At 63.6% G+C, this 9,744-nt stretch carries 11 protein-coding genes; 5 read left to right on the forward strand and 6 right to left on the reverse strand.

Features of this window, described 5'->3' with window-relative positions:
- Positions 1–141 precede the first annotated feature (141 nt).
- Positions 142–1,068 (reverse strand): farnesyl diphosphate synthase, encoded by a 927-nt coding sequence (locus VFL62_RS25260; RefSeq protein WP_325175120.1) that lies wholly within the window; start codon positions 1,066–1,068, stop codon positions 142–144.
- A 340-nt stretch (positions 1,069–1,408) separates the two neighbouring features.
- Between VFL62_RS25260 and VFL62_RS25265 the strand changes: the two genes are divergently transcribed.
- The 3 genes from VFL62_RS25265 to VFL62_RS25275 all read left to right on the forward strand — a co-directional run bounded on the left by VFL62_RS25265 (position 1,409) and on the right by VFL62_RS25275 (position 3,349).
- Positions 1,409–2,086, forward strand: a complete 678-nt coding sequence (locus VFL62_RS25265) for a transglycosylase domain-containing protein (protein WP_325175121.1) — start codon at positions 1,409–1,411, stop codon at positions 2,084–2,086.
- 143 nt (positions 2,087–2,229) lie between these two features.
- On the forward strand, positions 2,230–2,412 hold the full coding sequence (rpmF, locus tag VFL62_RS25270) for a 50S ribosomal protein L32 (RefSeq protein ID WP_028347701.1): 183 nt from the start codon (positions 2,230–2,232) through the stop codon (positions 2,410–2,412).
- Between the two features lie 274 nt (positions 2,413–2,686).
- Positions 2,687–3,349, forward strand: a complete 663-nt coding sequence (locus VFL62_RS25275) for a hypothetical protein (RefSeq protein WP_325175122.1) — start codon at positions 2,687–2,689, stop codon at positions 3,347–3,349.
- Positions 3,350–3,375: 26 nt separating this feature from the next.
- Here VFL62_RS25275 and VFL62_RS25280 read toward each other — a convergent pair whose 3' ends face one another.
- A complete protein-coding gene (locus tag VFL62_RS25280; protein WP_325175123.1) occupies positions 3,376–3,651 on the reverse strand; it encodes a hypothetical protein in 276 nt (91 codons plus the stop codon).
- 238 nt (positions 3,652–3,889) lie between these two features.
- On the opposite strand from VFL62_RS25280, the gene VFL62_RS25285 reads away from it, so the two are divergent.
- Entirely contained in the window at positions 3,890–5,584 is a 1,695-nt protein-coding gene (locus VFL62_RS25285; protein WP_325175124.1) for a bifunctional diguanylate cyclase/phosphodiesterase, read from the forward strand.
- 3 nt (positions 5,585–5,587) lie between these two features.
- On the opposite strand, the gene VFL62_RS25290 is transcribed toward VFL62_RS25285, so the two are convergent.
- From VFL62_RS25290 to VFL62_RS25305, 4 genes are all read right to left on the reverse strand, one after another.
- Entirely contained in the window at positions 5,588–6,250 is a 663-nt protein-coding gene (locus VFL62_RS25290) for an amino acid ABC transporter permease (RefSeq protein ID WP_325175125.1), read from the reverse strand.
- A 3-nt stretch (positions 6,251–6,253) separates the two neighbouring features.
- Positions 6,254–6,952, reverse strand: coding sequence for an amino acid ABC transporter permease (locus tag VFL62_RS25295; RefSeq protein ID WP_325175126.1), 699 nt, complete (start codon positions 6,950–6,952; stop codon positions 6,254–6,256).
- Between the two features lie 69 nt (positions 6,953–7,021).
- Complete coding sequence (locus VFL62_RS25300) at positions 7,022–7,930, reverse strand: amino acid ABC transporter substrate-binding protein (protein WP_325175127.1); 909 nt, start codon at positions 7,928–7,930, stop codon at positions 7,022–7,024.
- Between the two features lie 45 nt (positions 7,931–7,975).
- Positions 7,976–8,704: an amino acid ABC transporter ATP-binding protein gene (locus tag VFL62_RS25305; RefSeq protein WP_325175128.1), complete on the reverse strand. Its 729-nt coding sequence runs from the start codon at positions 8,702–8,704 to the stop codon at positions 7,976–7,978.
- Between the two features lie 184 nt (positions 8,705–8,888).
- Here VFL62_RS25305 and VFL62_RS25310 point away from each other — a divergent pair.
- Positions 8,889–9,744, forward strand: an 856-nt coding sequence (locus VFL62_RS25310) for a D-2-hydroxyacid dehydrogenase (RefSeq protein ID WP_325175129.1), incomplete at its 3' end; no start/stop codon positions are given.

Here is a 9,744-nt window from a genome sequence, read left to right on the forward strand (position 1 = left end):
ATGCCGGCAGCAGGAAGAACGCGGCAATGCCGCACACGATCGACAGCGAGGTGCGCGGGCGCGCATAGACGAGGCGGACGGCCTTCGGCAGTTTCCGGAAGCGAAGAAGACGTTCCTCGAACTCCTCGCCGGCCATGCGTCTTAGTTCTTCCTCTCGGCCACGAAACGCGCCGCCGCGCGCAGGACATCGCCGCGGTTGCCGAAGATCGACAACGCCTGGTCGGCGCGCGCCAAGAGATCGCGAACTCGCTGCTTGGCGCCGTCGATGCCGAGCTGGGTGACGAAGGTGGTCTTGCCGAGCGCCGCATCCTGGCCGGTCTGCTTGCCGAGCGCCGCTGCGTCGCCCTCGACGTCGAGCAGGTCGTCGGCAATCTGGAACGCTTCGCCAAGCGCGCGGCCGTAATCGTCGAGCGCCTGATATTCCTTTTGCGAGGCCTGCCCGAGGATGGCGCCGGCGATGCAACCGAAGCGCAGCAGCGCTCCGGTCTTCATCTGTTGCAGGCGGGCGACGTCGACCGGCTCGCGATCGCCGAAGCGGCCTTCGCCGGCGAGATCCAGCATTTGTCCGCCGACCATGCCGCCGATGCCCGAGCAGCGCGCCAGCGCGCGCGTCAGGAGCAGACGCACGGTCGCGTCCCCGTGGATCTCGTCGCGGGTGACGATGTCGAAGGCGAGCGTCAAGAGGCCGTCGCCGGCGAGGATCGCGGTCGCATCGTCGGTCTTCTTGTGCAGGGTCGGACGTCCGCGCCGCAAGTCGCTGTTGTCCATCGCCGGCAGATCGTCATGGATCAGCGAATAGCAGTGAATGCACTCGAGTGCCGCGCCTGCGAGCAAGGCGGCATTGCGCGGCACGCCGAAGATCGCCGAGCTCTCGACCACCAAAAACGGCCGCAACCGCTTGCCGCCGCCAAGCGTCGAATAACGCATCGCGTCCATGACGCGCTTGGGCCGCGCGATCTCGTCCGGCAGCAGCGCGTCATCGAGCAGCCTGGCAAGCAGCGCCTCGGTATCCTCGGCCGTCTGGTCCAGTCGTTTCGCGAACTCGGCGGGTGGCGTCGTGGTCGTCATCTTTCGAAAAGCTCCTAGTGTCCACTTTCCGAAGTTCGTCGCCATCGCAGCGCCCACTTCACGAACTTCGGAAAGGCCATGGGCACCAGCAAACATATTAAATCTGGTACCGCTTTATCGATCTGAAGTCCCCGATCGAATTCGCCGATCGCGCGTGGGGGACTTCAGATCGGCGGTACCAGTCGAATTGGGCCGGACAATCGTTGATGATGCCGCCCGCGTCAATTGCGCCCGGTCGACCTCGGGGGCATCCCGGGACGCCTTAAAACTGTTGAAAAAATAAGGGATTATCAGCCAGATATCGGTCGAGCCGACTTATTGAAGCCAGAAGCCGTCGATTTTGCGCATTGCCCGAAATTTACTTTTGATCCTGCTGGCCGTGCTGTTGCTGCCCTATCTGGTGGCGCCGCTCTATCGCAGCGGCCATCCCGTCTCCGCCTTGATGGCGTGGCGCTATCTGAGGGGCGCCCCGGTGTCCCGGCAGTGGGTCGAGCTGTCGGCGATGGCGGCTGCCTTGCCGCGTTCGGTGGTCGCCTCCGAAGACGCCAAGTTCTGCAGCCATCGTGGCGTCGACTGGGGCGCGCTGCGTGAGGCCATCGACGATGCCGAGGATGGCGAGCCCTCGCGCGGCGGCTCCACGATTACCCAGCAGGTGGCGAAAAACCTGTTTCTATGGCCCGGCCGCAGCGTGGTCCGCAAGGCGCTGGAACTGCCGCTGGCCATGTGGATCGATGTCGTGCTGCCCAAGCCGCGGATTCTGGAGATTTATCTGAACATCGCCGAGCTCGGGCCGGTGGGGCAGTTCGGCGTCCAGGCCGGCAGCCTCTATGCGTTCGGTCATGGCGCCTCGCAGCTGACCCCGCGCGAGGCGGCGCTGATCGCGGCGATCCTGCCCAATCCACATCTGCGTAGCGCCCGCAACCCCAGCCCGGGCGTGCGACGTCTGGCCGGGATTTATGTGGCGCGGGCCCAAGCTGCCGAATTGCAGCGTTGCTGGGCCGAAAATCGGGCTTTTTAAGCCATTTTCAACCTAGCCATTGGCGACATCATCCTCTATAAGCGCGGCCTCATCGGCATTTTCGAGCTTGCGCCCCGGCGCCTTAGCCGCCCGTTACGGGACGATGCCATCTTTCGGAATCAGGATACGAGAAGGACACCGATATGGCTGTTCCCAGAAGGAAAACCTCGCCGTCGCGCCGTGGCATGCGCCGTTCGGCGGATGCCTTGAAGAAGCCGACCTATGCCGAGGACAAGGATTCCGGCGAACTGCGCCGCCCGCACCACCTCGACCTGAAGACCGGCATGTACAAGGGCCGCCAGGTTCTCAAGAAGAAAGAATCCTGATCCGGCCTGTTGACCGGATCGGGTGAGCGGGCGGATAGGAACGGCCAGCGAAGCAACTCTGACGTTCCCTCGGTTTCGCGGCGACCTCTTCGAGGGGCATGTCAGAGGCAAAGCTTCACGAGACCCATCGTTTGCCGGTGTCCCTTTGGTTCCGGCATTCGCAAACGAACCGGCCGCGACCCGATGCGAATGTCAGAACCGGAACACCGGATGCGGCGAAGCGTTGGACCGCTTCGCGGCATCCACACCAGGACCGGTTGAGAAGGCCTTGCCGATGTCGATGGTCGGTTTCCCGCTGCTTCTGATCCCGCTCGCGATCTACAACATCATCGTATTTCTGATGCCCGGCGTTTCGCTCGCCGAGCCGCTGGTGACGCTGCCGCTGCCAACGTCCGGCGCGCAGTGGCCACTGGCGCTCAGCGATATCCTGGTGGCGCTCGGCATCCTGATGCTGCTGTTCGAGGTCATCAAGGGCGCGCGGCCGGGCGCGAAATATCTGACCGATCATCTGCTCTCGCTGATCGTATTCGGCGCCGCGCTCGCCGAGTTTCTGCTCTGGCCGCGCTTTGCCAGTTCGGCCTTTTTCCTGCTGACGCTGCTGGCACTGGTGGATTTTCTCAGCGGCGTGACGCTGCGGGTCCGGCGTGGCGTGCCGGCCGCCGTGGCCCCGGGACGCGCAGCACGGCGTCGGCCCGCGGCCGAGGTGAACCCTCACCCCGAGCCCGCCGAACCTCATGGCGGCGCCGGGTCACCGACTGAAGCAGGCCTTGGGGCTTCTGAGGGACCTGCGCCTTCCAGCTCTGCGTATCCGGAAGCGTCCGAGCCGGCATTCCGCCACCCCGAGACGACGACCGCTGGGTCTCACCCGGATGCTAATACGCCCGCTTCGCATATCGAGCATGATGCGCAGCAGCCGCCCGAGGCGACCCGCCGCTAGCCAGTTTGTCGCCGGCGCGCCGGGGCCTATATCACCTGTCGCATGCGGCTGCCGGCGGCCGGCGTGACCGCCTGGTGCGAGCGGTACGCCGATTGCGCGTCGGCCGGGCTGGCGCGGCGCAGCGTGCGCGCTTGCGGGACCTGCTGGGCCTGCGCGATCAGATGCGCCACGAAGTGCGGGTCGGGCGCCCAGCGGTACCAGCGCCGGCGCGCGCGCCGTTCGATGCGCGCAGCCAATGGCACCAGCGCCGTGGTTGCGGGTTGACTGGCCGGGATCTGGTCTTGGCGATCGTCGTCGGGCATGGCTCGCGCTTTTCGAAAACTGTCACATTTTGGGACAGCGGGTCCCGTGTTACAGTCTCTGTCGCAAGGGCCGTGCCGATCGGGGATCTCTCGTTCCAGATCGCTCATCCCGGGCCGTTTTCGAAAAAATTTATCAACTCTCCAATAAGGTTGTGGCGACGAGGTCCGAGAATCACAATCGCGCCGGAAGCCCAGGGCGCGGATCAACCATCGAGGCCTGTCCCGAAACGAGGCGACCGTGAATCCAGCTCTTCCCCCGGCTTCAGCCATTCTTGCTTCCCTCGGCCAGGCCGCGTTCTTCTGGGATATCGCCTCTGACCAGCTGGTCTGGAGCGAGCACGTCGCCACGGTTTTTCCCGACATTCCGCTCGAGCGGCTCGCGAGCGGCGCCGAGTTTTCCAACCTGATCGAGCCGAAGCGTTCGGCACGATCGGACGCGCTGGTGGCCTCGTCCTCCTCCTATGGCGCCGACGGCGTGCCGTACCGGATCGAATATGGCGTGCGGGCTACGACCTCGGCCCCGGTGCAATGGATCGAGGAGACCGGCTGCTGGTTCGCCGGTCCCGACGGCAGGCCGGCCCGCGCGCAAGGCATTGTCCGCGTCAATAACGAACGTCACGCCCGTGACGAGCAGCTCGTCAGGCTGTCGCAGAACGATCCTTTGACGGGTGAGCTCAATCGCACGCATCTGATTGCTTCGCTTGCCGAAATCATCGAGGAGGCGGTTCGCTTCCGCACCAATTGCGCCTTCATGCTGATCGGGATCGATCACCTGGCGCGGATCAATGACGCCTTTGGCTTCGATGTCGCCGACGCCGTGATCTGCGAAGTCGCGGTGCGGATTCGCGCGCGGTTGCGCGGCGGCGACGTGCTCGGGCGCTTTTCCGGCAACAAGTTCGGCCTGGTGCTGAAGAACTGCACGGTCGACGACATGAGCGTGGCCGCGGAGCGGTTCCTGGCCGCGATCCGTGACGAGGTGGTGCCGACCCGATCCGGCCCGGTCTCGATCACGGCCTCGATCGGCGCCGTCGCCGTGCCGCGCTATGCGCGCAGCGCCGACGAAGCTATCAACCGCGCGCACGAATGCCTCGACGGCTCCAAGAGCCGCCGTGCCGGTTCGTATTCGGTGTGGCGTCCGAATGTCGAGCGCGATGCGCAGCGCCGCGTCAACATCCGCGTCACCGACGAGATCGTCACCGCGCTCAACGAGCGCCGCATCGCCATGGCGTTCGAACCGGTGGTGGACGCCCGCGCGCGCAAGGCGTCGTTTTATGAGTGCCTGGTCCGGATGGAGCAGCACGACGGCCAGATGCTGCTGGCGCCCGACATCGTGCCGGTCGCCGAACGGCTCGGGTTGATCCGCCTGGTCGATCACCGCGTGCTCGAACTCGTGGTCGCTGAACTCGCGGCTTCGCCCGACGTCCAGCTCAGCCTCAATATCTCGCCGGAAACCACCATGGATCCGGACTGGTGGACCTCGATCGAAACGCTGATGCGCGCTCATCCCGGCGCCGGCGAACGCTTGATCGTGGAGATCACCGAGACGGTTGCGATCCAGGACGTCGACGACGTCCGCGGCTTTGTCACGCGGCTGAAGAATTTCGGCAGCCGCATTGCCATTGACGATTTCGGCGCCGGCTACACCTCGTTCCGCAACCTGCGCAAGCTCGGCGTCGATATTGTGAAGATCGACGGCGCCTTTGTGCAGAATATCGCGCGCGTCCCCGACGACCGCGCCTTCGTGCAGACGCTGATCGATCTGGCGCGGCGGCTCGACATCAAGACGGTCGCCGAATGGGTGCAGGACGAGGAAGCCGCCAGTCTGCTGCGCGACTGGGGCTGCGACTACATCCAGGGCCGGCTGATCGGGCTCGCCTCATCGCAGCGGCCCTGGCAGCAGCCGGCGGCGACGGCGTTGCCGGTCGCGGGCTAGACTTTACGTCTGCCATGATTTTCCCCGCTGCGCGTCCACGCGCAGGCGGGTCTCGAGCCGCCGCACGGCGATGCTCGTGCCGTAGCAGATCACCAGGAAGGTCAGCGCCAGCAGCGCGTAATAGTAGACCGGCGACTGCTCGCGCGCATTGATGATGGTGGCTTCCTGCAGCATCTCGGGCACCCCGATGATGCTGGAGATGGTGGAATCCTGAAAGGCGATCAGCGATTGCGTCAGCAGTGCCGGCAGCATGCGCCGCAAGGCCTGAGGAATGACGACGTAACGCGCCGCCTGAAACCGTGACAGTCCGGTCGCGACCGCCGCGGCAAACTGGTTGGACGAAATCGATTGCACCCCGGCGCGCACGATTTCGGTGAAATAGGCGACCTCAAAGCAGGTCAATGCGATCAAGGCCGCCAAGTAGGCGGAGAGCGCGCGCCCCGAGATCATCGGAACGATCATGTAGATCCAGAACATGACCATCACCAGCGGCATGCTCCGCAGCGTGTTGACATAGATACGCATCGAGAGGGCGACCCAGCCGACGCGCGAGAGGCGCGCAAAGGCGCACGCGCACGAGACCGGAAGCGCGATGGCGACCGCGAGCAAGGTCAGCGTGACGTTGTAGCGGAGCAGGGCCAGCAGCATCGCGAGATATTCGTGCATGGCTCAACCGCCGATCCGTCCGGGAATGGCGATGCGCTTTTCGACCAGCAGCATCACCGCGGCGATTGCCCAGGCGCACAACAGGTAGACGGCGCTGGCGTAGACATTGACCGGCAGCCATTGGAAGGTTTCGGTCCCGAGCTGGCGCGTCACATAGGTCGTCTCGGCGACGCCGACCGCCATCGCCAGCGAGGAGCCCTTGAAGATGGTGACGAATTCCGACGCCAGCCCGGGCGTGATGGTGCGTAGCAGCAGGTTCAGGAAAATATGCCGCTGGGCTTGCCACCAGGTCAGGCCACTGGAGGCCGCCGCCATGCGCAGACCGGGGCCGATGGTGTTGAAGCCCGATTTGACCAGTTCGGCGATCTTGGCCGAAGAGTACAGCGACAGCGTGATGATCGCGGCCGCGATCTCCCAGCCGTAGTTGAACAGCACCTGCTTGGCGAAGGCCGGCAGAATGCGGGGAAAGATGAAATAGACGAAGAAGAGCTGAACCAGCAGCGGAATATTCCGGAATATCTCGACATAGACCGTTCCAACGAAGCGCAGCGCGATGACGGGCCCTTCGCGCAATAGTCCGATGCCGATCCCGAGCAGCATCGACAGCACCCAGGAGACAGCCGCGATCTGGAAAGTCAGAAGCAGCGCGTCAAGCAGGGTCCTGCCATTTGGCCCCTGCCATAGAACGGACCAGTCAATCATTCCCGTACTGCATTTCTAGTCGGCATCTCGATCCGGGCAGGAAGGTTCGCGCGCGAGCCAAGGCAGTGCTCAGGCCGGCCAGGAATTCATCTGCACCAGAAACTTTCCGGCTTCCGGTAGCGGCATCTTGAACCCGCCCTCGCCGAAATAGCGCTGATACAGCTTTTCCCATTCGCCGGAGCTGCACAGTTGGGCGATCGTCTGATCGGCGATGCGTTTGAATTTCGAGCTGCCCGGCCGGATCAGCAGGGTCTGTGTGGCGGCGTTCATCTTCAGCGGCACGATCCGGAATTGCGAACGGTCGCGGCCGACGTCGTACAGAATCGGCTCGTCCGAACTATAGGCGTCGACCGTTCCGGTCTGCAGCGCGGTGATGCCCTGGCTGTGATCGGGAAAACCGATCGTCTTCACCGGGCTGGTGAACGAGCCGGCCTCGTTGGCCGTCTTGTACAGCGCCGCCTCGAGACCGCCCTGCGGAATCCCGACGCGCTTGCCGGCAAGATCGGCGACCTCCTTGATCGGACTGCCGGCCAGGACGAGCACGCTCGTGCTGGTGACGAAATGAGGAATGCTGAAATCGACCACCCTGGAGCGACCGATCGTCATGACGGTGGCGCCGGCTTCGAGATCGATGGCGCCGTTTTGCAACAGCGGAATCCGGGTCTGACTGGTCACGGCGACGTAATTGAGCTTGATCGCGCCGCCCAGCTCCTTGTTGACCGCGGCATAGATCGCCTTGCCGATGTCGGTGGCGAAGCCCTGATATTCGCCATTGGCATCCTTGAAACCGTAGGGCGGGGCTGCTTCGCGTATGCCGATATTCATCACGCCCGAGTTCTTGATCTTGTCGAGCGTGTCTTCGGCGGCATCTGCCGCTTTGGTGGGCGAAGCCGCCAGCAGCGCCGCGACACCCGCCGCGCCGGCGGCCAGGAAACCGCGACGATCGGCGGATGGCGCTTGATGGGTCGTTGCTCTCATGCCCGTTTCCTTTTCTTGCTCGCTGATGGTCGTCGGTGCCTTGCTCTAATGCGTCAGGATGCGCTCCAGGAATCTTGTCGCGCGCTCGCTTTTGGGATGGGCGAAGAACTGGGTCGTCGGCGTATCCTCGATGATCGCGCCGTCTTCCATGAAGACGATCCTGTCGGCGACGTTGCGCGCAAAGCCCATCTCGTGGGTCACGATGACCAGCGTCATGTTGGTCTGCGCCAGCAACCTGATGACGTCGAGCACTTCCTTGATCATTTCGGGATCGAGCGCCGAGGTCGGTTCGTCGAACAAGACCGCGAGGGGCTCGGTCGCAAGCGCGCGGGCGATGGCCACGCGCTGCTGCTGCCCGCCCGAAAGGCTCGCCGGCCAACGCTCCGCATAAGCGGCCATCCCCACTTGCGCGAGCAGCGCTTTCGCTTTCTCGGTCGCTCTCGCCTTGCCCTGCCGCAGCGCCACCACCGGCGCCAGCGTGATGTTGTCGATCACCTTCATATGCGGATAGAGCTCGAAGCTCTGAAACACCATGGAGACCTTGCGGCGCAGGCGCAGCAGCGCCGCGGACGACTGGATGACCTCTTCGCCGTCGACATGGATCGATCCGTTCTGGATCGGCTCCAGCCCGTTGATGCACTTGATGAGCGTACTTTTGCCGGATCCCGACGGGCCGCAGATCACGACCGTTTCGCCGCTATCCACGTTCAGGGTGCAGTCGCGAAGGACCTGATGGTCCCCGAACCATTTACTGACCGACTCGACGGAAATCATCGGCCGTCCTGCTTCCTGAAAGAAGTGGCCACCCTTACGAGTAATGATATGACAGCATATCAGGTCGGACAATCCAACCCTTCATAATCGCTGCTGGCGCGGTCTTCCCTGATGTTAGTGTCGATCGGTCAGGCAGGAAGACAGGCGCCGCAGTTCTCGCCTTTCCAGTTCAGGAGAAGATCAGGTGACTTTCCCATCCCGTGAAAATCTGGTGGTCTGTTTCGGACATCCCGCGTATCGGGTGAAGGCGGCATTCGACGCATTCGACACCGGCATCAAGGGTTTCGAAGTCACGACGTCGGACGAGTTCGAGCGGCGGATCGCCGAAGCCGATGTCGTCGTGGTGTCGGGCTTCTGGAAAAACAACCTGCTTGCGAAAGCGCCGCGCCTGAAATTCATCCAATCGATCAGCGCCGGCATCAACCAGTACGATCTTGAGGTGCTCAAGGCCGGCGGCGTGCGGCTGGCGAGCGCGCAGGGCGTCAACATGAACGCGGTGTCTGATCACGCGATGAGCCTGATCCTTTCGATGTCGCGGCGATTGCCGGAGGCGCGCGACAACCAGGCGAAGAAATTCTGGCGTCCGATGCAGAGCGATCATGCGCTTCGCGAAGACGAACTGGCGGGAAAGACCCTTCTCATCTTCGGCATGGGCCGCATCGGCGGCCGGCTTGCGAAGCTCGCCAAGGCCTTCGACATGAATGTCATCGGCCTTCGCCGCAGCGATCTTTCGAACAAGGGACATGCGGACGAAGTTCACGCCTCGTCAAAGTTTCACGAAATCCTGCCGCGCGCCGACTTTGTCGCGCTCACCTGTGCATTGACCGACGAGACCCGCAACATCATCGGCGAGGCGGCGTTGTCGCGTTTCAAGGCGACTTCCTATCTGATCAATATGGCGCGCGGCGCTTGCGTCGACGAGCAGGCCCTTATCCAGGCGCTGCGCAACGGAACGATCAAGGGCGCTGCGCTGGATTGTACCGTCGATGAGCCACTGCCTGAGGCTTCGCCACTCTGGTCGATGTCGAACGTCTTCATCA

Origin of the sequence: Bradyrhizobium sp., assembly GCF_035701725.1 — a bacterium.
GTDB lineage: Bacteria > Pseudomonadota > Alphaproteobacteria > Rhizobiales > Xanthobacteraceae > Bradyrhizobium.

Coding starts and splice junctions, on each gene's coding strand:
- VFL62_RS25290 (WP_325175125.1), bottom strand. CDS start 6,250: ATGCACGAATATCTCGCGATGCTGCTGGCCCTGCTCCGCTACAACGTC.
- VFL62_RS25300 (WP_325175127.1), bottom strand. CDS start 7,930: ATGAGAGCAACGACCCATCAAGCGCCATCCGCCGATCGTCGCGGTTTC.
- VFL62_RS25305 (WP_325175128.1), bottom strand. CDS start 8,704: ATGATTTCCGTCGAGTCGGTCAGTAAATGGTTCGGGGACCATCAGGTC.
- VFL62_RS25275 (WP_325175122.1), top strand. CDS start 2,687: ATGTCGATGGTCGGTTTCCCGCTGCTTCTGATCCCGCTCGCGATCTAC.
- VFL62_RS25280 (WP_325175123.1), bottom strand. CDS start 3,651: ATGCCCGACGACGATCGCCAAGACCAGATCCCGGCCAGTCAACCCGCA.
- rpmF (WP_028347701.1), top strand. CDS start 2,230: ATGGCTGTTCCCAGAAGGAAAACCTCGCCGTCGCGCCGTGGCATGCGC.
- VFL62_RS25260 (WP_325175120.1), bottom strand. CDS start 1,068: ATGACGACCACGACGCCACCCGCCGAGTTCGCGAAACGACTGGACCAG.
- VFL62_RS25295 (WP_325175126.1), bottom strand. CDS start 6,952: ATGATTGACTGGTCCGTTCTATGGCAGGGGCCAAATGGCAGGACCCTG.